We start from the raw sequence: 18,943 nt of genomic DNA on the forward strand, positions 1-18,943 counted from the left end.
CACGGTCGTCCAACAGGCGCAATCCCAGCAGGGGCGAGCGGGAACAGACCGCGGTGCAGGCCTGGCAGTCCGGCGGAACGCGTCGACTTCTCCGGGCGCCCTGCTCAGGACGTCAGAGGCGGTCGTAGAGCGAGGCCAGCCGGGTCAGGACGGTGCCGGCGGCCTCGATCGTTTGCCGGTCCAAGTCGCGGGTCAGCTCGCGGAGGCCGGCGGTGAGGATCTGCTCTCGTTCCTCGTGGCGGCGAAGGCCTTTGCCGGTCAGGGCGACGATCGACGTGCGGCGGTCGCCGGAGGCGGCGCGTTCGCGGCTGACGTAGCCGGCGGTGACCAAGCCGGTGACCAGCTGGGTGACCGCCGCCCCCGTGGTCTCCACGTGGTCGGCGAGCTGGTTGACCGTCATCGGGCCGTGCTCGGCCAGGCTCTTCAGGGCGCGGGCGTGGGCGAGCGAGAGGGCTTCGGCGTCGCGGGTGGCCCGGCCGCGTAGCCGGGAATCGGCGGCGCTGAGCCGGTAGGCGGCTCGCGCCAGCCCGGCGATCGCCTCGTCGCTCATCTCTCCGCCCTCGTCGGTGTGGTCCCGGCCTCATCGCTTGCCGGGCGAAGTGTAGCCGTGCCATATTAGCTAAGTACTTAGTGAATTGAGGAGGCGATCATGACGACACGTTCGACCGGGCAGCGCTGGGCCCTCGACATCGCGCTGGCGCAGGGCGGCTTCGACGCGCTGCACCCCGAGGGCAAGGGCACGCTCGAGCAACTCGGGCACGACCACACCGACTTCGACAAGGTGTTCGCCATGGTGCGCGCCGGCGCGATGCTGCCGAAGGCCTGGGCCACCGTCGCCGGCCAGGCCGAAGAGCGGGCCGCGCACCACGAGCGCCTGGGCTACCGCCGGACGGCGTCGGACCTGTACCTGCGGGCCGCCGTGATGTACGGGCGGGCGCAGTACTCGATCTTCGACTCCGGCGACGGGCGCAAGGCGAAGTTCCGCGAGCGCTGCGACCACTGCGTGGCCCGGCTGGGTGAGCTGCGCGGTGACACGGTGCGCCGGGTCGAGCTGGACTTCGAAGGGGAGAAGATCTTCGCGCTGCTCCACCTGCCGGCGCACCCGGTCGCCGGTGCGCCGGCGGTGATCCTCGGTCCCGGCATGGACATGATCAAGGAGGATTACATCCATGCCGCGGAGCGCTATTACACCTCGCGCGGGGTGGTGGCGCTGTCGATCGAAGGGCCGGGCCAGGGGGAGACCCGGGCGCGCGGGTTGACGGTGACCCTGGACAACTACGAACGGGCCCTGGAGACCTACGCCGGCTACCTCGCCGGTCTGCCCGAAGTGGACGAAAACCGGATCGGCGTGTTCGGCATCAGCATGAGCGGCTACTGGTCGCTGCGTGCCGCCGCCGCGCCGGACACGCGGCTGAGCGCGGTCGCGGCTTTCGAAGCGGTGTCCGGTGATTTCGAGACGATTTTCGAGCGGGCGCAGCCGGGTTTCAAGAGCAATTACATGTACATGGCGGGTTACACCGACGAAGCGGCGTTCGACCGCGACCTCAAGGAACGGATGCCGCTGGGGCGGCTCGTCACCGGCATCCGGACTCCGGTGTTGCTCGGCATCGGCGAGTTCGACGAGCTGACACCGGTGGAGAGCGCCCTCGAGACCTACGAAAAGATCCGTGCTCCCAAAGAGATGCGCGTTTACGAGGACGAGTTCCACCCGCTGGGCGGAACGGCGGCCGAGGTGTTCGCGTTCGGTGCGGAGTGGCTGACGCGGGCACTGGACGGGGAGTTCGGCGCGCCCGGGCGGGACGAGCGGTTCTTCGTCCACCGCGACGGCCGCACGACCGAAGGAACGGCCGACCCCCGCTGGTGGCTCGGTGCCAGTCCGGTCGCACTGGCGGCCGCCCGAAGCTGAACCTCCGGCGGCCGACGGCGGACAGGCCGGACCCGGGGCTGCCGGCCACGGGGCCGGATTCCCCGCCCGCAGGCAGCGGCTGGGATCGCCGATCGTTCAGCGCCGACCCGGACGGACGGGAACGGTCGGAATGTCAGCTGAGTGCTCGAATCTCGGGCGCTGGCCTCTCCTGGCCGGCCGCCCACGACGCCAACAGGGCCAGACCGTCCGCGGCCGGCGTGCCGGCGGGCGCGGTGTAGACGTTCAGGAGCAGGCCGGGTTCGGCGGGCAGCTCCATCGACTCGACGTCCAGGTCGAGCCGGCCCACCACCGGGTGGTGCAAACGCTTGCGTCCGGACCGGTGGTGCCGGACGTCCTGAGACGCCCACCGCTGCCGGAACAGTTCACTGCGTGTCGACAATTCGCCGACCAGGGCGATCAGCTCCTCGTCGTGCGGATTGCGGCCGGCTTCCATGCGTAGCTTCGCGGCCACATCGCCGACGATCCGGTCATAGTCGACGAAGAACGCCTTTGCCGCTTCGGGATCCAGGTACACGAACCGCGCGGTGTTCGCCGGGCGTCGCGTGTCGGCCAGCACCGGTGAATACAGCGCGCGGGCGAGGTGATTCACGGCCAGGACGTCATAACGGCCGTTGCAAATCCAAGCCGGCGCATCGGTGAGGGCGTCGAGCACCTGCTGAAGCGCCGGACGCACCGTCACGGCGGGTCGCCGGCGGCGTGGACCGCCGGGCGCCCTGGACTGCCGCGCGAGGTGGAACAGGTGATCGCGCTCGGCCTCGTCAAGGTGCAAGGCGGAGGCCAGCGCGTCGAGCACCCCGTCGGAGGCGCCGGTGAGGCTGCCGCGCTCCATGCGCACGTAGTAGTCGACCGATACCCCTGCCAGGAGAGCCACCTCTTCGCGACGCAGACCTTTGACCCGGCGGTTGCCGCCGTAGGCGGGCAGCCCGGCCCGCTCGGGCGTGATCCGCGCGCGACGCGAGCTCAGGAATTCCTTGATCTCGGTGCGCAGATCGATCATGGTCACCCCTTCACGATAGATCCTGTCCGCGGGCGAAGGGAGGTTCTGCTGGTCCCCCCCCCCCGGGACTTGTGCACGCCCTCACACGCGGCAGTCGTCTGCGGGCGACCGCGGCGCGGGTGTCGGCATCCCGTCCGGGGAGAGCTCCCCGGCCTGTTCGGCCAGGGTTCTTCCGCTCGACCGCGGCAACCCCGCCGGCCCGGAGACGTGCTCCCGCACCCGGCGCCGCGGCTCAGCCCGCCCGCACCGGCCCGCCAAGGCCTCCCCCTCCGAGGCCACCACATCCGGAGATCACGCACCATCGGCCGGCGAAGGCTCGCGACGACGCCTAGGTACCTGTTGCGGTCGTGGCGATGCCGCCGTCGATCGGGATGATGGTGCCCGTGAGGTAGGCTCCGGCCCGGCTGGCGAGGAACACGGCGATACCTGCCATGTCGTCGTCGCGGCCGAGCCGGCGCAGAGGGGCCTTCGCCGCGATCGTGTCGCCGATGGCCTCGAGCGTGGACGCCATCATCTGCGACGGGAACGGTCCGGGGGCCACCGCGTTCACCGTGACGTGCTGCGGGCCCAGTTCCCGGGCGAGCACTCTGGTGAGTTGGTGGAGTGCCGCTTTGCTGCCGGCGTACGAATAGTTGGGCGACTCGGCGACGTGGATGGCGGCGATACTGCCGATGTTGACGACCCGCGCGGGATCATCGGCGGTGCCCGCCCGGCGAAGTGCGGGCAGCAGCGCCTGCACCAGCCAGAACGGCGACTTGAGGTTGAGGTCGATCACTGCGTCCCAGGCCTCGTCCGGGAACGTCTCCAGCGGCTCGCGCCACATCGCTCCCGCGTTGTTGACGAGGATGTCCAGGCGGTCCGAGCCGCCCTCGACAAGATCGGCGAGGCGCAGACACTCGTCGTGCCTGGACAGGTCGGCGGGAAAGGCTTGAACGTCGCCGAATTCGGACAACAGACGCTGTGCCTCCGCGCACGCGTCTGCCTTGCGTGAGCTGATGATGACGCGGGCGCCCGCCTGCAGAAGGCCGCGCGCCATCATCATTCCGATGCCCCTGGTGCCGCCAGTGACAAGTGCGTGCTTCCCGCTCAGGTCGAAAAGGTCCGCGTGAGTGGTGAATTGGTTGTCCGCCATGGGTCTCCATCGTTTGTCCATAGTGCTCGACCAGGTTGACAGGCGTCCCGGACGTCCGGGAGACCCTGGTGATCCAGGTACTGGGAGAGCTCCCTTGCCTGCTGCGTACCCCAGCGCCGCTGCACCCTCCTCGGATAAGCGGACAAGTGTCCGGTACGATCGGAGCCACCCGGACACTTGTCGGCTTGGTGGAGGCAGCACGTTGAACGGACTGGACAAGGTCGTCGCGATCACCGGCGCGAGCAGCGGGATCGGCGAAGCGACCGCTGTGGAGCTGGCCTCCCGCGGCGCTGCGGTCGTGCTCGGCGCCCGGCGCACCGACCGGCTGGAAGCGCTCGCGCACAAGATCCGCGAGGACGGCGGCCGCGCGGAAGTGCTGGACGTCGACGTGACGCGGCGCGCCGACCTCGAGCGGCTCGTGGCGCTCGCCGTCGACCGCTTCGGCCGTCTCGACGTCCTGGTCGGCAACGCCGGCGTCGCCCGGATCGCGCCGGTGGCCGACCTGGACGTCGACGCCTGGGACGCGATGATCGACGTCAACCTCCGCGGCGTGCTGCACGGCATCGCCGCCGCGCTCCCGGTGTTCCGCGCGCAGGGCCGCGGTCACTTCGTCACGACTGTCTCGACGTCGGGACTGAAGATCGTCCCGACGCAAGCCGTCTACGCGGGGACCAAGAACGCCGTGCGCACGCTGCTGGAGGCGCTGCGGCAGGAGTCGACCGACGGTGTCCTGCGCACGACGTCCATCTCGCCGGGGTTCGTGCGCACCGAACTCGTCGACTACGTCGAGGACCCCGCGCAGCGCGAGCAGGCCCAGCAGGCGATGGCGACGCTCGGCATCAGCCCCGACGCCGTCGCGCGCGCCGTCGCGTTCGCCATCGAGCAGCCGGACGACGTCGAGATCGGCGACCTGACCATCCGGCCCACCCGGCAAGGCTGAAAGCGAGCGGAGCTCCGAGGGCGGCTTCTCAACCGATCCGCCGCTCGGTTCCGGCCCACGCCTCCTCGCGAAGCAGGTACTTCCGGATCTTCCCGGTCGAGGTTTTCGGGAGCTCGCCGAAGGTGACCGGCTTCGGGGCTTGAAGCGGGCGAGCCGGGCCTGCACGTGGGCGATGATCTCCTCCTCGGTGGCGGTCGCGTCCCGGTGCAGCGTGACGTGCGCGGCGGGGACCAGCGTCCGGCTCGTGGACTCCCGCGTGCCGCTGCGCCGTCTCGAGGTGTTCTGCCTCGTGGTCGACGAGGGCGGCGTCACGCGCGCTCACCGAAGCCGGCGAGCGGTTCTACCTGGGGGCCAAGGAGGTGCCGGCGGGCAGCGTCCAGGTGCAGCGGGACGTCGACGAGCTCGCGGCCGGCTTCGCGGTGATCACCTGGCTCGGCGATCCGGTCCCGGACACCCTGCAGGCGGAGAAGCTCTGGGAAGTGCCCCTCGTGCTCGTCGCCGCCCCGGCGGGTCCGCCGGACGCCGACGTGGTGGACCTGGCCGAAGTCATGGCGCTCCCCTGGTGGGGGTCCCGAAGAACGTCGCGTTCCACCGGATGCTGGTCGACCAGCTCCGGGAGCACGGGATGCCCGAGCTCCCGGCCGTCATCCGGCTCGGCCACGCCGAAGCGATCAAGCGCGCGGTCGCGGTCAACGCCTGGGTCGGCTTGGCACCCCTGTACTGCGTGGAGGACGACGTGGCGGCGGGGCGCCTGCGCACCGTGGCGATCCGCGACGCCACGCTGGTCGAAGGAATCGGCCTCTACCACCGCAGCGCCAAGTACTTCTCGCCCCTGCAGCAGACGGCCCTCGCCGCGCTGCGCCGCACCGCCGAACGCAAGCGGGCGGAACGATAGGTCCCGTTTCCCTTCGAGCCCGGTTATCCGAGGGCTTTCGCCGTCTCCCGCAAGATGAAGAGGTTCACCGGTCGAGCGGCCGGACGGAGGCGTCGACCAGCCGGTGCAACGTCAGCATCGCGTTGCGGTAGGCGACGGTGCGGCCGGCCGCGAATCCGGGTTCGTCGGCCGCCAGGAGCGAAGCCGCCTGGAGGAAGGCTGTGGCTGCGGTGTGGTCGTCGCCCTGGCCGTGTGCCGCCACCGCCTCGTCGAACGTCGCCGAGGCTTCGGCGAAACCGGCGGGCAGGCCGGTCGAGCAGACCGGCGCGACGAGCCGGTAGAGGGCGTGGGTCATGTCCGGTGTCCTCCTCCGTCGAACCACGTCACCAGGGCCGGGGCGTTGGTTTGCAGGTAGGCGCGGTCGTTGAGCCACAGTGAGTGGGCCTCGGCGAAGAACTCCTCCGGGTGGCCTGGCCAGTTCCGGGCCGCGTAGGCGGTCAGCGGAGGAATGTTGTTGGCGTTCACCACCGCGACGAAGCCGTCCAGTCGTCTTGACCGGCCGGTGCCCTGCGCCGCCGCCTCGTCGGCCTTGCGCCGGTGGACCTCGGCGTTGATCTGCGCGCGTGCGCGAGCGGCCGCGTGCCAGCTGTTCTGGCCGGCGATCGTGGACGCGAAGTCGGCGCGCGCCGGGTGCCGTGCGGGCAATGCCGCGTGCGCCCGGTCCCTGGCCGCACGGGCGGCGAGGGCGGCGGTCTCCAGACCGGGGTTGTCGGCGGGATCGTGGTTGCGTCCGATGTGGTCCAGTGCCGTCGAATAACGGTTGACCGCCCGGAGGAACGCCTTCGCCTGCTGTTGCTGGGCCGGCGGATAGGTGTCCATCTTAGCCACCGCCGCGGTGCCCGCCGTGTTGGTGGTGGTGATCGCCGTGTTCAAGACGTCGGTCGCCGCGTTGAAGCGGCCCTCCTCCTGCATCCTGGCGAACGTCGCGTCGCGCACCTTTTTCGTCTCCACGGCGTGCCCGGCCTCGTGCAGGATCGTCATGGCGCTCGCGGGCGCGCCGGCTCCGCCATCGCCGATGAACGACAGGGTGTCCTGTGCGAACGCGGAGTCGGCGATCGCGAGCGTCGCCGAGCGTGTCGCCGTTGTCGCGCCGGACGCGAGACTCGTCTTGTGCTCGAATCGCCCTGCAGCGGGGCTGCCGTTGACGATGATGGTGTGCTCCCGGACCAGATCGACGCCGTCCAGTGCGGACCGGTCCGCCGCCGGCGTTCGCTGCAGCGCGCTGTGGACCTTGGCCAGCTCGGCGAGCGTCCACGGCGCCGACCCGTCCTGCACCGAGGAGAATCCGAACGCGCCCTTCAACGCCACCTCGGCCGCCGCCCGGTCCGGAAAACCGGGAGCCGCCGGCACCGGACCGGCCGCGACGAGCGTGACGGTCGCGTTGCCCGACGCGTCGATCCGCACGGTGACGCGCCCGACCGCGCCCGGGGCGAAGTCGATGGCTGTGACGAGGTCGGCCTCCGTCGCCCACCGGGACCGCTGACCCAGCTGGAACAGGATGTTCCACAGGAACAGTTCCTGCGCCGAGCGCCGGGCGACACCGGCGACCGACACCGTAGGGCCCAGTTCGGGTGGCTTCCGCGTCTGCTTGGCCTGGATCTGCGTGAACAGGAACGCGATCCGGCGCTCGATTTCCTTGGCTCGATCCGCCGGGGCCAGCGCCGGCAGGGGTGGAGGTGGCGTGATGGTGTACCCGGCGTCGTCATACCGCAGGGCTTGCCCCTGCGGCGGTGGCAGCGCGCCGCCGGGCACCTGACCGCCGGCCGTCCCGACGGTCACCGGACCGGTCAACGACGCCAGCGTGCGCGGCCCGACCACACCGTCGGCGGTCAACGCGTGCCCGCGCTGGTAATGCCGGGCGGCAACGTCGGTCAAGGGTCCGAAAACCTTGTCCGCGGCCAGGGGCGGCGCGGCTCCGTGAGCGTTGAGCCGGTCCTGGACGCGGGCGACGTCGTCGCCGCGGCTGCCTCTGCGCAGGGCACGGGGGTCAGCCGCCAGAAGCCTGGCCACTGCCTGGTTTCCTGCCGACAGAAACCCGGCGACCTCCGGCCTGCGGACGGGCGAGGGACCCGCGCGGGCCCCGGAAACAAGCCGCTCCCGGAATTCGCGCATATTTCGAGTGTAGAACCCGGGCAGCGGGCCACCGGGGCAGTCTTTTCCGCCCGAAGGGACGAGTGGCGCTGCAGCGTCACTTCTTTCTGGCGAAGCTCGGTTCCGCCGCTTCCAGTCGCGGCACCGCGACACCCCACCGCCGTGCTTCCGCGAGGGTGTCCCGGCAGATCTCGCGCGGTTCCTCGGCGTCGGGATCGGAGTGTGCCGCGAAATTCACGCGCACCAGCGCGACATGAGCGGTCAGCCAGGCGAGCGCGGGAGCCGTCAGCCAGGTCGGCGCACGGAATCCCAGCACCCCGCGACGGTGACGTCGCAGGTCGACCCCGCGTGCCTCGAGCAGTGGCAGCAGCTCGCGACTGGTCAGCAGCGCCTCGCGCAGGTTTCCCGTGGCGCCGGCGAGGTCGGCCAGCGAGCCCAGCCGCACGCCCTGGGAGTGCAGACCCGCGTTCGCCACGAAGTGGATCCACAGCCAGCTACGGAAATCCGGCCGCTCCCGCACCCGGAACCCGGCCGCGCGAAAAGCCCGGCGCACGGCCAGCGCACGCTCGTCCGGTGGCCGGTCGAGAGTGCCGAAGACGACCTGGGGCAGCAGAGCCCCGCGGAGTACGCCGTCCGCGCCGAAGCCGCCGCCGGCTTGGGGGAAGCCCCACGCGACCCGGTCGACGGGCAGTGCGCCGATCGCGGCCAGCGGCTCGGCCCAGATGTTGCCGAACACCAGCACCGTGGCGTTGCCGACGCGCGGTGCGAGAAAAGCCGCGGCCTCGGTGAGGCGGTGGTGCGGCACGCTCAGCACGATCAGGTCGAAATCGTGGTCCGGCGCCAGCTCCTCGCGGTAGCGCACCGGCCACGTCCGGACCACGCGCTGCCCCCGGATCCGCCTCCGCGCGTCGAGCAGGTCGAGTTCGATCGCGTCGCCGTGGGCCGCCGCGCGGCCCGGCCGGACGTAGAACTCGACGTCGTGCCCGGCCTGTTCCAGTGCCCAGCCGTAGACCGTGGCGATGACGCCCCGGCCGAACATGAGGATCTTCACGCGCACCCCGTAGGCTATGATGAAACTGGAGGTCATCTCCATTTTTCAACGTAGGGAGGCGGGCCCCGGTTGTCAACGCGAGACAGTGCGGGCAAGCCGCTGCGCGCCGACGCCCGGCGCAACCGCGAGGCGGTGCTGGCCAAAGCTCGGGAGATCTTCGACGCCGGGGATTTCTACGACCTGCGCTTCGACGATTTCGCCCGCCTGGCCGGCGTGGGAACCGGCACGCTGTACCGCCACTTCCCGACCCGGGAAGCGCTGGCCGAGGCCGTCTACCACGAGGAAGTCGCGACGCTCTGCGACCGTGCTCGGGAGCTGCAGGCCGCCCTGCCCGCGGCCGAGGCCTTGGCGAGCTTCCTGCGTGGCATGGTCGGCTACATCGCCACGTACCAGGGCCTCGCCCGGACGCTGGCGACGCTCATGGCCACCGGGTCGGGTGCCCTCGCCGAAGGCAGCCGGGCGCTGGAGCAGGTGGTCACCGACCTGGTGGCCGCCGCAGTGCAGGACGGCACCATCCGCGACGACGTGGGTGCCGGTGCCGTGATGATGGCCCTGCACGGCATCGGCGCGGCGCACGACCGCCCGGACTGGCGAGCCGAGGCCGACGACGTGATCACCCTCGTGCTCGACGGGCTGCGCCGGTCTTCGCCGGGCGCCGAGCCCGCACGAGCACGTCGGTGAAGTCCCCGCTTCCGCCGGCGGCTCCCGCACTCCGACCGGGAGGGGAGGGTGTCACGCCTCCTCATGCCGGATCGATCACCCGGCTGACGATCCAGGCGCGCTTGCCCACCTGCCGCAGGCGGGTGAAGCCGAACTCGCCGAACAGTTCAACGGTCGCGCTGAACAGGAACCGGCCCGGCGCCTGGCGGCCGGCGGTCACCTCGGAGATGGCCTCGACGAGACCGCCCCCGGCCCGGGAGATCCGGCCAAGTGCGCCCTCCAGCGCCGTCCGTGCGACGCCCCGGCCGCGATGCTTCGGATCGACGTAGAAACAGGTGATCCGCCAATCCGGGCGTGGAGGTGCGTCTTTGTCGTACTCGCGCTTGTGCTTGATGGCCGGCAGTTCCTCGGGACTGCCGTATTGGCACCACCCCTGTGCCCGGCCGCCTGGCATTGTCGGGCCGCGCCGGCCCCACGTCGAGGAGCCGGGCGGGTTCGGCCGACGCGGTCCGGATCCGCCGGGACGCTGGACCGGCAGGCCGTGACGGAGACCATCTGGACTCTTTGTCCATCACTTGTACAGTCAGTCCGGTGAGCACCGAACACCCGTATCCCGTCGCCTACCTGACCGACATCGCCGACCGCGACGGCCTCAACCGCGTCTACGAAGAGTTCTTCGCCGAGCTCCGGCCGGCTCGCAGCTGTGTCGGGGTGGCGTCGCTGCCCTACGGCGGTGTCGTCGAAGTCGAAGCCCTCGCCCGGGTGCGCGATGTCCGAGCGTGACGCGATCCTCGCGGCGCTCGCCCCGGTCGCCGACGGCATCGCGGCGACCCTGGGCTCGTTCTGCGAAGTCGTCGTCCACGACTTCCGCCGCCCGGAGACGTCGGTGGTGGCGATCGCCGGATCGGTCACCGAACGCAGCGTCGGCGGGTCGATGAGCGAAATCGGCATGGGCCTGCTCGCGCGGGGGGACGACGCCGAGGACCAGCTGAACTACGTCACCCGCACGGCGTCCGGGAAACTCGTGAAGTCCTCGACCATGCTGCTGCGCGACAGCAGCGGCTCGGTGTTCGGCGCGCTGTGCGTGAACCTCGACGTGACGGCGCTGGGGCAGCTGCGGACCCTGGTCGGCGAACTCGCCGATGTCGGGAGCACCGCGGAGACGCCGACCACGACGTTCGGCGACGACGTCGACGCCGTGGTGGACGCGATCGTCGACGAACACCAGCTGCGGCTGAACAAGCCCTGGGCCGCGCTCAGCCGCGACGAGCGCCTCGACCTGTTCCGCAGCCTGCACCGGCGAGGCGTCTTCGCCGTCCGGCGGGCGGTGCCCCAGGTCGCCGCCCGGATCGGCATTTCCCGCGCTTCGGCCTACAACTACCTCGCCGAAATCCGTGAGCAAGGAGCACCATGACGCCGCCCGTGACCCTCGACGACATCCGCGACGCCGCCGCCCGCCTGGCCGGGATCGCCCACCGGACGCCGGTCGTGCGCTCCCGGACCCTCGACGAGCTCGTCGGCGCCGAAGTGTTCCTGAAGTGCGAGAACCTCCAGCGCATCGGGGCCTTCAAGTTCCGCGGCGCGTACAACGCCGCCTCCCGGCTCTCGCCGGAGCAGCTGGCCAAGGGCATCGCCGCGTACTCGTCGGGCAACCACGCCCAAGCCGTCGCGCTCGCCGCGCGGGAACTCGGGAGCAGTGCGGTCATCCTGGTCCCCGAAGACACCCCGCGGTCCAAAGTGGACGCGACCAGGGGGTACGGCGCCGAGATCGTCACCTACGACCGCTACACCGGCGACCGGGTCGCGCTCGGCGAGGCACTGGCCGCCGAGCGGGGACTGGCGCTGATCCCGCCGTACGAGCACCCGCACGTGATCGCCGGCCAGGGCACCGCGGCACTGGAACTGCTCGAAGAGTCGGGTTCGCTGGACGCACTGGTCGTGCCGGTCGGCGGCGGCGGTCTCATCGCCGGCAGCTCGACCGCCGCGAAGACCCTGGAGCCGGGCATCCGCGTCGTCGGCGTCGAGCCGGCCGACGGCGACGACACCAAGCGTTCGCTCGCGGCGGGCGAACGCGTGTCGATCCCCGTTCCGCGGACCATCGCCGACGGCCAAGCCGCCTCGATCCCGGGGGAGCTGACCTTCTCGATCAACCGGCACCTCGTCGACGACATCGCACTGGTCTCCGACGACGCCGTGCGCGAGGCGATGCGGTTCGCCTTCGAACGCCTCAAGCTCGTCCTCGAGCCCAGCGGTGCGACCGGCCTGGCCGCGCTGATCAGCGGGCAGGTGCGCGGGTCCGGGCGGGTCGGGGTGATCATCAGCGGCGGCAACGTCAGTCCGGAGCGCTTCGCGGAACTGATCGCCGCGTAGCCCACTCTGCCCGCCCCGGCGGAGGCACTCGGGCGGCGTCACGGGTGCTTGGTCCGCACCCGGCCGAGCGAAGGCGTGGCCCGGATCGCTTCGGTGGCCCGCTGCCACGCCGGGTCGCCGCCGTGCACCGCGGACCACAGGTAGGCCCACGTCATGCGCTGGGTGACCGCCAGCCGTTCGGGGTCCTCGTCGTCGGTCTCGGCGAGGCTGTAGCCCATGATGCCGCCCAGGTAGTGCTTCGCACCCGGCAGGACCAGCAGCGCGTCCGCGCCGGGGCTGAGGTGGTAGGGCTCGGCGTGCCAGCCGGCGCCCCGGGTGGTGGCGACGGGGTTTCCGTCTTCGTCGCCGTGGACGACCAAGGTCCGCGTGGTCAGGTGGGAGAAGTCGGTTTCGAGTTCGGGGTACCGCGCGCGCAGGGTTTCGGTCATGCCCTCGGCGCTGCCGGTCGAGGCGAGCAGCACGCCGGCCTTGATGCGCGCGTCACGCAGGTCGAGGGCGTTTTCCCCGCCCCGCGCGCCGAGCAGCGCGCTGACGGTGTTGCCGCCGGCGGAGTGCCCGACGGCGGTGACGCGCGCCGGGTCGAGACGTCCGGCTACGACCGGCGCTTGGGCCTCGATGGCGGCCAGGTGGTCGAGGATCAGCACGAAGTCGTCGATCCGCGAGCGCCAGAACAGCGGGTGGCCCGACGCCGTTTCGTCGAGGCCGAGCCCGCCGCTGGGCGAGCTCAGGTGGGTCGGCTGGAGCACGGCGAACCCGTGGCTCGCGTAGAAGTCGGTGAGCGGCGCGTAGCCGTCCTTCGACTTCAGGTAGTGCGAGCTGCCGCCGCCGTGGGACAGGAGCACGATCGGCAGGGCGTCACCCCGCAGGGGTGCCGTGACCCGCAGCTCCAGCGGGAGGCCACGGCCGGGTGCCGGCAGGGTGACGGGGTTGACCGAGACGGTCGGGACCGCGTCGGGAACCGGGATGCGCCGGGCGAGCCGGACGTAGGTGTTGTCCATGGGGCCAGCTTGTGGCCGGAAACCGTGCGCAGGCAGGGCCGGTCCATCCAGGACCGACCCGGTCCTGGACGCGGCCTGGCCACGCGAGCATGCTGGAGCCGTGATCGACCGGACCGGGCTCGCCGAATTCCTGCGCCGGCGGCGGGAAGGGCTCTCGCCGTCGGACGCGGGCCTGCCGGAAACGGTGCGTCGCCGGACACCCGGCCTGCGGCGCGAGGAGGTCGCGGTGCTGGCGGGGTTGTCGAGCGACTTCTACGCCCGGTTGGAGCAGGCTCGCGGCTCCAACCCCTCGGAGCAGGTGGTGGCCGCCCTCGCTCGCGCGCTGCGGTGCACCCCCGACGAGAAGGACCACCTGTTCCGCCTCGCCGGCGTGCCCACCCCGCCGCGTCAGGTCGGACGCCACCTCGACCCCGGTCTTCGTCAGCTCGTCGCGCACCTCGACGGCCTGCCGACGTGCGTCTACAACGACGTCGGAGACGTGCTCCACACCAATGCGCTCGACGACGCTGTGGCGTGCCGCACCGAGCATCGCCCGGGCAACGTCTACCGGCGCTGGTTCACCCGCGAAGAGTCCCGTGCCCACGTTCCGGAGGCCGATCGGGCGCGCCTGTCGGCGGCTCACGTCAGCGACCTTCGCGCCACGTACTCCCGCCGCGGCGAGGACGGCGAGATCACGAGGCTGGTCGAAGACCTCGCCGCGCACAGCGAGGAGTTCCGCACGTTGTGGGAGCGGCACGACGTCGCCGTCCGGCACGCCGACCTCAAGGACGTCCACCACCCCGCGGTGGGGGTGATCCGGTTGCGGTGCCGGCTGCTCGTGCTGCCCGAGGCGGGGCTGAGGATCCGGATCCTCCTGCCGCTGGAGGGCACGGACGCCGCGGAGAAGCTCGAACTGCTCCGCGTGATCGGCACCCAGCAGTTCCTCGAGGCCGAGTGACCCGGTGGCCGGGCCCGCCGCGGCGAGCCCGGCCACCCGGTTCAGGCGCGCACGCCGGCCGCGAGCCGGGCGGTGAGACTTGCGAGCTCGGCCGTGCCCTCGGCCTGATCGCGTGCGCCGAGGAGCGTCTCGACCAAGGCCGACCCGACGATCACGCCGTCGGCGAACCCGGCCACCTCGGCGGCCTGGCGCGCGTCCGCGATCCCCATACCGACGCACACCGGCAGCTCGGTGACCGCGCGGAGCCGACGGACCAACACGGCCGCGGCCTCGTCCACCGACTCGCGCGTCCCGGTGACGCCCATCAACGCGGACGCGTAGACGAACCCCGTGCCCGCGGCGGCAGTCTCAGCCAGCTGCGCGTCCGTGCTGCTCGGCGCGACCACGAACACGGTGGCCAGCTCGTGCGCCGCGGCGTGCCGCCGCCAGGACGCCGACTCGGCCACCGGCAGGTCCGGCAGCACGCAGCCCGCACCACCGGCGGCGGCGAGCTCGCGCGCGAACCGCTCGACGCCGTACCGGGTCACCGGGTTCCAGTAGGACATCACCAGTACCGGCTTGCCCGTGGCGGCGCGGACCTCGCGCACCGTGCGCAGGACGTCCGCGATCCGGACCCCGGCGCGCAGCGCGATGTCGTCGGCGGTCTGGATGACGGGGCCGTCCAGCACCGGATCGCTGTGCGGCAGGCCGACTTCGACGATGTCCGCGCCGGCGTCGAGGGTCGCCCGGAGCGCGGCGATCCCGCCGTCGACGGTGGGGAAGCCGGCCGGCAGGTACGCGACGAGGGCGGCCCTCCCGGCCGCCTTCGCCCGGCCGAGCGTCTCGGTGAGCAGGCGCAGGCTCATCGCGCGCCCTCCAGTCCGAAGTGGACAGCGGCGGTGTCCAGGTCCTTGTCGCCGCGCCCGGAGAGGTTCACCAGCAGGACGGCGTCCGGGCCGAGTTCGGCGCCGATCGCGAGGGCGCCGGCCAGCGCGTGCGCGCTCTCGATCGCCGGGACGATGCCTTCGGCCGCAGCGAGCAGCCGGAACGCGTGCATCGCCTCGTCGTCGGTGACCGGGCGGTATTCGGCGCGGCCGGAGTCGTGCAGGTGCGCGTGTTCGGGGCCGACGCCGGGGTAGTCGAGCCCGGCCGAAATCGACCAGGCCTCGAGGATCTGGCCTTCGTCGTCCTGCAGCACGTACGAGCGGGAGCCGTGCAGGACACCCGGTTCGCCCGCCGAGAGCGACGCCGCGTGCTTCCCGCTGCGCACCCCGTGCCCGGCGGCTTCGCAGCCGATCAAGCGCACGCCGGGGTCGTCGAGGAACGCGTGGAACAGGCCGATCGCGTTGGAACCACCGCCCACGCAAGCGATTGCGGCGTCCGGCAGCCGCCCGGTCCGCGCGAGGAGCTGGTGGCGGGCTTCGACGCCGATGACGCGCTGGAAGTCGCGGATCATGGCGGGGAACGGGTGCGGCCCGGCGACCGTCCCGAACAGGTAGTGCGTGTCCTCGACGTGGGCGACCCAGTCGCGGAACGTCTCGTTGATGGCGTCCTTGAGGGTGCGGGAGCCGGAGGTGACCGGCACGACCGTCGCGCCGAGCAGCTCCATCCGCGCCACGTTGACCGCCTGGCGGCGCATGTCCGTCTCTCCCATGTAGACGGTGCAGGCGAGGCCGGTCAGCGCGCACGCGGTGGCGGTCGCGACGCCGTGCGAGCCCGCCCCGGTCTCGGCGATGACGCGGGTCTTGCCCATGCGCTGCGCCAGCAGTGCCTGGCCGAGCGCGTTGTTGACCTTGTGGGAGCCGGTGTGGTTGAGGTCTTCGCGCTTGAGGAAGACCCGTGCGCCGCCGGCGTGCCCGGCGAAGCGCGGGACTTCGGTGAGCGCGCTGGGGCGCCCGACGTAGTGGGCGAGCAGGTCCTCGAACCGGGCGACGAAGGCGGGATCGTCTTTCGCGCGCTCGTATTCGGCGGCGACCTGGTCGACGGCGGCGACGAGCGCCTGGGGGACGAACCGGCCGCCGAAGGCACCGAAGTACCCCGCGGAGTCGGGAAGGGTTCCCGGCGCGGCCGGGAAGAAGAAGTCTGGCATGGCGATGTGCTCCTGACCCGGGGGAGTCCCGGGTGGTTCGTGGCTGGTCGGGGATCACCGGAGCGCACGAACACGCGGGATCACCGGGCCTGGCGGTGATCCCTCGTGACGCGCGGCGCACGGTGCCATCGCATCCCGTCGACCTGGCCCGCCTCGGAGCCGATCGCGTACCGCACCCGGCGTCCGCGCACGCGCCGCGCGGGCGCCTGGCAGCCACGCGGCCGGCGGCCACGGGCGAAACGGACGGTGAGGGGCACGTCGGCAGCTTACCTCGCACTCGCCGAGCACGTCGCGGGAGAATCCCGGTACCCGGCGGATCAGCTCCTCGAGCCGGTCGTGCGCCCTCGTCAGGTTGTCGATCCGGACTCGCAGCGGGTCGCGCTCGCCGAGCTGGACGGCGAGGTGGCGGCCGATGCCGCTTTGCTCGTCGGCCCGGCCGCGTAGAGGACCTGGACGAACTTCCCCGCTCCACGGCGGAACCGGGTCCACGCGACCGCCCGCCGTCCCGGGGCCGTCGGTCTCGACGGCGTCGAGGTCCTCGCCCTCGACATCGCCGATCCGGACGCCGTCGTGGCCGCGGCCCGGGTGGTCGCCGACGTCGACCCGATCGTCGACAACGCCGGAACCGGAGGCGGCACCCTGCTCGGTGACCTGCATGCGGTCCGCGCCGCACGGGTTCGGCAGGCAGCTCAAGCAGCTCCTGAACGATCAGTGAACGTCCGCGGCGGTCCGGGTGGGCGGTGCACTGCGGAACCGTCCCGGAGACACGCCGTACTCGCGGCGGAAGGCCGCCGACAAGGCGAACTCGGTCGAGTAGCCCACCTTCGGGGCGATGCTCGCCAGCGCGGCGTCGGTTTCCCGGAGCAGCCGGGCGGCGCGGCCGAGCCGCCAGCCGGTCAGGTAGCTCATCGGCGGCCGGCCCACCGCGGTGGTGAACAGCCGGGAGAAGGCGGTGCGGGGCATCCCCGCGACCTCGCTGAGCCGGCCCACCGTCCACGGCCGGTGCGGGTTTTCGTGGATCTCGCGCAGCGCGGCCGCGATCCCGGGGTGGGCGACCTCCGGCCACCCGGCCGCGGTGTCCCGCTCGTGCCACTGGCGGAGGACCTGAACGAGGATCAGGTCCAGCAGCGCCCGCCGCGTCGCGCCGGATCCCGGCCGGGCCGCGGAGACGTCGGCGACGAGGAGGTCGATCAGGGACCGCAGCTCCGGGTGGCGGTCGTAGTCCGGCGACAGCGCGATGAGGTCCGGCAGCGCGCGCAGGTACTGGGGTGCGTGGCCGTGGTCGAGCCGGTAGGCCCCGCACAGGAACTCGAACGACGCGGGCTCCGGGCCCCGCGGGTGCGCGCCCGGCTCGAAGAGCGGGATGTCACCCAGCGCGCGGGGCGCCTGGCTGAGCCCGTGCTCGGCACCGGACGAGGTGAGCACGATGTCGCCCGGCCGCAGGGGAACGGGCTCGTCGTGGCCGATCAGCCAGCAGGTGCCGCGCGTGATGATGTGGAACCCGCTGCCGTCGAACGCGGCGAACCTGAGGCCCGCCGAAGGTGGCTGCCTGATCAGGCGAGCGCCGGCGCTCCCGACCCGCACGGTGCGGATCACCTCGCTGATCAGGTCCATGCCGGCGATGTTACCGGCGCACAGCCGCGTATGAACCGGTCCCGCCGGCGCATGGCACGCCGCGCGCGCCCGGTGCTTGAGTCGACGGAGTGATCGAATACGCGAACGCCGGAACCACGGACGTCCTGCGCGCCCATGCCGGAAAAGTGGAACAGAACGAGCGGCCGGCCGGCGAAGGCCTGGCCGCGCTGCGCGAGGACGGCGTCTTCGCCTGGCGGGCACCGCGGGAGCACGGCGGGGAATGGGCGGACGCGGAGACCGTCGCGCGGCGGCTGACCGGCCTCGGCCGGGCCTGTCCGTCCACCGCGTGGGTCGCCGGGACCTGCGTCACGTCCAAGAACCTCGCCGCCCGCACCTTCACCGGTTCCGCGACGCCGGACTTCTTCGCCGACCCGGACGCGCTCTTCTGCGGTTCGGGGGTGCCCGGCGCGCGGGGGGAGCGGGTGCCGGACGGGGTGCGCGTCACCGGCCGCTGGCCGAACGTCTCGGGCTGTGAAGACGCGGTCTGGGCCACGCTAGCGGTGCTGGTCGACGGCGAGTTCTCCTTCGCGCTGGTGCCGACGGCCGACCTCGTCGCCGAGCGGACCTGGGACATGGCGGGCATGCGCGGCACCGGCAGCCACACCCTGGTCGCGGAGGGCGTCCTCGTGCCGGCCGGCCGGATCGCGGCGGCGACGCCCTTCCCCCCGGGAGACGCGATGCTGTACGCCATCACGGTGCTCGGTCCGGTCGTGGGTGCCGCCCAGGGGGCGCTCGACGCCGTCACCGCGATGTTCGCCTCGGACCGCAAACCGTTCACGACCGCGTACTCGCGCATGGGCGAGTCGGCGGGGGCCCGCCATTGGCTGGCGGAGGCCGGTTACCTGGTGGACCGCGCCGGGAAGACGATGCTCGAGGTGGCCCGCGAGGCGAGCTCGACCGAGTTGTCCGCCGTGGACGGTCCCCGGCTGCGCATGGCGCTCGCGGACGCCGGCCGGGACTGCCGGGCCGCCGTCGAGCGGATGCTCGACCTGCACGGTGCGAGCGGTTTCGCGACGTCGAACGTGCTGCAGCGCTTCTGGCGGGACGTCGCCGTCGGCAGCAGGCACCCGCACCTCAACCCGTACCTCGCGGTGGAAAACCTGGGCACGGCGCTGGTCCCGGCCGATCAGTGACCGCCGACGGAAGTCGCCCTGCGATCAGATCAAGGAGGGCCCGCTGGGCGTTTCGGGCGCAAGGGAGCCG

21 protein-coding genes and 1 pseudogene are annotated in these 18,943 nt (G+C 72.1%); 9 read left to right on the top strand and 13 right to left on the bottom strand.

All coding sequences use genetic code 11. The features are described 5' to 3' along the window. Positions 1–112 precede the first annotated feature (112 nt). Positions 113–550 (bottom strand): MarR family winged helix-turn-helix transcriptional regulator, encoded by a 438-nt coding sequence (locus ACH54P_RS46730; RefSeq protein WP_489909737.1) that lies wholly within the window; start codon positions 548–550, stop codon positions 113–115. A gap of 99 nt (positions 551–649) precedes the next feature. Between ACH54P_RS46730 and ACH54P_RS46735 the strand changes: the two genes are divergently transcribed. Continuing rightward, entirely contained in the window at positions 650–1,906 is a 1,257-nt protein-coding gene (locus ACH54P_RS46735; RefSeq protein WP_489909738.1) for an alpha/beta hydrolase, read from the top strand. Between the two features lie 133 nt (positions 1,907–2,039). On the opposite strand, the gene ACH54P_RS46740 is transcribed toward ACH54P_RS46735, so the two are convergent. The 3 genes and pseudogenes from ACH54P_RS46740 to ACH54P_RS46750 all read right to left on the bottom strand — a co-directional run bounded on the left by ACH54P_RS46740 (position 2,040) and on the right by ACH54P_RS46750 (position 4,056). Continuing rightward, positions 2,040–2,930 carry a helix-turn-helix transcriptional regulator gene (locus ACH54P_RS46740; protein WP_489909739.1) on the bottom strand — a complete coding sequence of 297 codons (891 nt, stop codon included), beginning with the start codon at positions 2,928–2,930 and terminating at the stop codon, positions 2,040–2,042. 120 nt (positions 2,931–3,050) lie between these two features. Continuing rightward, positions 3,051–3,206, bottom strand: a pseudogene (locus tag ACH54P_RS46745) (IS701 family transposase); the annotation flags it as partial. 46 nt (positions 3,207–3,252) lie between these two features. Continuing rightward, positions 3,253–4,056, bottom strand: coding sequence for an SDR family oxidoreductase (locus ACH54P_RS46750; protein ID WP_489909741.1), 804 nt, complete (start codon positions 4,054–4,056; stop codon positions 3,253–3,255). 202 nt (positions 4,057–4,258) lie between these two features. On the opposite strand from ACH54P_RS46750, the gene ACH54P_RS46755 reads away from it, so the two are divergent. Both ACH54P_RS46755 and ACH54P_RS46760 read left to right on the top strand, forming a co-directional pair. Then, on the top strand, positions 4,259–4,996 hold the full coding sequence (locus tag ACH54P_RS46755; RefSeq protein ID WP_489909742.1) for an SDR family oxidoreductase: 738 nt from the start codon (positions 4,259–4,261) through the stop codon (positions 4,994–4,996). Between the two features lie 562 nt (positions 4,997–5,558). After that, positions 5,559–5,891 (top strand): LysR substrate-binding domain-containing protein, encoded by a 333-nt coding sequence (locus tag ACH54P_RS46760; protein WP_489909743.1) that lies wholly within the window; start codon positions 5,559–5,561, stop codon positions 5,889–5,891. A gap of 64 nt (positions 5,892–5,955) precedes the next feature. Here the strand turns inward: ACH54P_RS46760 and ACH54P_RS46765 are convergent, their stop codons facing one another. The 3 genes from ACH54P_RS46765 to ACH54P_RS46775 are packed head-to-tail and all read right to left on the bottom strand — an operon-like array spanning position 5,956 to position 9,072. After that, complete coding sequence (locus ACH54P_RS46765; RefSeq protein ID WP_489909744.1) at positions 5,956–6,225, bottom strand: hypothetical protein; 270 nt, start codon at positions 6,223–6,225, stop codon at positions 5,956–5,958. Further along, entirely contained in the window at positions 6,222–8,174 is a 1,953-nt protein-coding gene (locus ACH54P_RS46770; RefSeq protein WP_489909745.1) for a peptidoglycan-binding domain-containing protein, read from the bottom strand. Before ACH54P_RS46770 ends, ACH54P_RS46765 begins: the two co-directional genes overlap by 4 nt. After that, a complete protein-coding gene (locus tag ACH54P_RS46775) occupies positions 8,119–9,072 on the bottom strand; it encodes a ketopantoate reductase family protein (protein WP_489917034.1) in 954 nt (317 codons plus the stop codon). The genes ACH54P_RS46770 and ACH54P_RS46775 overlap by 56 nt, the downstream gene beginning before the upstream one ends. A 69-nt stretch (positions 9,073–9,141) precedes the next feature. On the opposite strand from ACH54P_RS46775, the gene ACH54P_RS46780 reads away from it, so the two are divergent. After that, positions 9,142–9,753 carry a TetR/AcrR family transcriptional regulator gene (locus tag ACH54P_RS46780; protein ID WP_489909746.1) on the top strand — a complete coding sequence of 204 codons (612 nt, stop codon included), beginning with the start codon at positions 9,142–9,144 and terminating at the stop codon, positions 9,751–9,753. Between the two features lie 61 nt (positions 9,754–9,814). On the opposite strand, the gene ACH54P_RS46785 is transcribed toward ACH54P_RS46780, so the two are convergent. Then, a complete protein-coding gene (locus ACH54P_RS46785; RefSeq protein ID WP_489909748.1) occupies positions 9,815–10,186 on the bottom strand; it encodes a GNAT family N-acetyltransferase in 372 nt (123 codons plus the stop codon). A gap of 137 nt (positions 10,187–10,323) precedes the next feature. Between ACH54P_RS46785 and ACH54P_RS46790 the strand changes: the two genes are divergently transcribed. The 3 genes from ACH54P_RS46790 to ACH54P_RS46800 are packed head-to-tail and all read left to right on the top strand — an operon-like array spanning position 10,324 to position 12,102. After that, positions 10,324–10,515 carry a RidA family protein gene (locus ACH54P_RS46790; protein WP_489909749.1) on the top strand — a complete coding sequence of 64 codons (192 nt, stop codon included), beginning with the start codon at positions 10,324–10,326 and terminating at the stop codon, positions 10,513–10,515. Then, positions 10,502–11,146 (top strand): helix-turn-helix transcriptional regulator, encoded by a 645-nt coding sequence (locus ACH54P_RS46795; RefSeq protein ID WP_489909750.1) that lies wholly within the window; start codon positions 10,502–10,504, stop codon positions 11,144–11,146. The genes ACH54P_RS46790 and ACH54P_RS46795 overlap by 14 nt, the downstream gene beginning before the upstream one ends. Beyond that, entirely contained in the window at positions 11,143–12,102 is a 960-nt protein-coding gene (locus ACH54P_RS46800) for a pyridoxal-phosphate dependent enzyme (protein ID WP_489909751.1), read from the top strand. The genes ACH54P_RS46795 and ACH54P_RS46800 overlap by 4 nt, the downstream gene beginning before the upstream one ends. Before the next feature lie 38 nt (positions 12,103–12,140). Here ACH54P_RS46800 and ACH54P_RS46805 read toward each other — a convergent pair whose 3' ends face one another. Then, entirely contained in the window at positions 12,141–13,100 is a 960-nt protein-coding gene (locus tag ACH54P_RS46805) for an alpha/beta hydrolase family protein (protein ID WP_489909752.1), read from the bottom strand. Positions 13,101–13,200: 100 nt separating this feature from the next. On the opposite strand from ACH54P_RS46805, the gene ACH54P_RS46810 reads away from it, so the two are divergent. Then, positions 13,201–14,037, top strand: a complete 837-nt coding sequence (locus ACH54P_RS46810; RefSeq protein ID WP_489909753.1) for a helix-turn-helix transcriptional regulator — start codon at positions 13,201–13,203, stop codon at positions 14,035–14,037. Positions 14,038–14,078: 41 nt separating this feature from the next. Here the strand turns inward: ACH54P_RS46810 and trpA are convergent, their stop codons facing one another. From trpA to ACH54P_RS46830, 4 genes are all read right to left on the bottom strand, one after another. Further along, entirely contained in the window at positions 14,079–14,876 is a 798-nt protein-coding gene (gene trpA, locus ACH54P_RS46815) for a tryptophan synthase subunit alpha (RefSeq protein ID WP_489917036.1), read from the bottom strand. Between the two features lie 2 nt (positions 14,877–14,878). After that, positions 14,879–16,105 carry a tryptophan synthase subunit beta gene (trpB, locus tag ACH54P_RS46820; protein ID WP_489909755.1) on the bottom strand — a complete coding sequence of 409 codons (1,227 nt, stop codon included), beginning with the start codon at positions 16,103–16,105 and terminating at the stop codon, positions 14,879–14,881. Positions 16,106–16,185: 80 nt separating this feature from the next. After that, positions 16,186–16,362: a tryptophan biosynthesis modulator TrpM gene (gene trpM / locus ACH54P_RS46825; RefSeq protein ID WP_489909756.1), complete on the bottom strand. Its 177-nt coding sequence runs from the start codon at positions 16,360–16,362 to the stop codon at positions 16,186–16,188. Positions 16,363–16,813: 451 nt separating this feature from the next. After that, positions 16,814–17,719, bottom strand: a complete 906-nt coding sequence (locus tag ACH54P_RS46830) for an AraC family transcriptional regulator (protein ID WP_489909757.1) — start codon at positions 17,717–17,719, stop codon at positions 16,814–16,816. 89 nt (positions 17,720–17,808) lie between these two features. On the opposite strand from ACH54P_RS46830, the gene ACH54P_RS46835 reads away from it, so the two are divergent. Beyond that, positions 17,809–18,873 (top strand): acyl-CoA dehydrogenase family protein, encoded by a 1,065-nt coding sequence (locus ACH54P_RS46835; protein WP_489909758.1) that lies wholly within the window; start codon positions 17,809–17,811, stop codon positions 18,871–18,873. Positions 18,874–18,943: the final 70 nt, after the last annotated feature.

Source organism: Amycolatopsis sp. N2S4-7 (assembly GCF_058119595.1).